Below are 636 nucleotides of genomic sequence, written 5' to 3' on the forward strand. Positions count from 1 at the left end.
AATTCAGCCATGCGTAAATGGGTAAACCAGCTTCGACAGGAGCAGCAAGGCGTATCCCCCAAAGGCGCACCGCTCACCCCCGAACAACAGCGGATCCGCGAGCTGGAGAAGAAAATCCGCCGCATTGAAGAAGAGAACACCATTTTGAAAAAGGCTACGGCTCTCTTGATGTCAGACTCACTGAACAGTTCTCGTTAGTCGAGAAACTCAGGAAGAGCCATAGCGTAAAGCGGATTTGTTCAGTATTTGGTATTCACCGCAGTAGTTACAAATATTGGCGAAGCAGGCCTACCACCATTGACTCGAAGGTGGTAAAGCTGCACAGCATGGTGCGGGAGGCTTATGAAGCCAGCAATGGGTCAGCGGGTGCCAGAACCCTGGCTGATATGGTGACGACAGCTGGCGTGAGGTTGACGCGCTATCGTGCCACAGGGCTGATGAAGAAGCTGGGGCTAGTGAGCTGCCAGGTGCCACGGCATCGCTACAATAAGGCCGACAAAGAACATGTAGCCATCCCTAACCTCCTTGACCGCCAGTTTGCTGTGACGGCTCCCAATCAAGTGTGGTGTGGCGATGTGACCTATGTGTGGACAGGCAAACGATGGGCTTACCTTGCCGTTGTTCTGGACTTGTTTG

General features: G+C 53.1%; 1 pseudogene. It reads left to right on the top strand.

Features of this window, described 5'->3' with window-relative positions:
• A pseudogene (locus tag LZP69_RS15870) lies at positions 1-636 on the top strand (IS3 family transposase); the annotation flags it as partial.

The sequence above is a fragment of the Shewanella sp. AS1 genome, from assembly GCF_021412565.1.
Classification (GTDB): domain Bacteria; phylum Pseudomonadota; class Gammaproteobacteria; order Enterobacterales; family Shewanellaceae; genus Shewanella.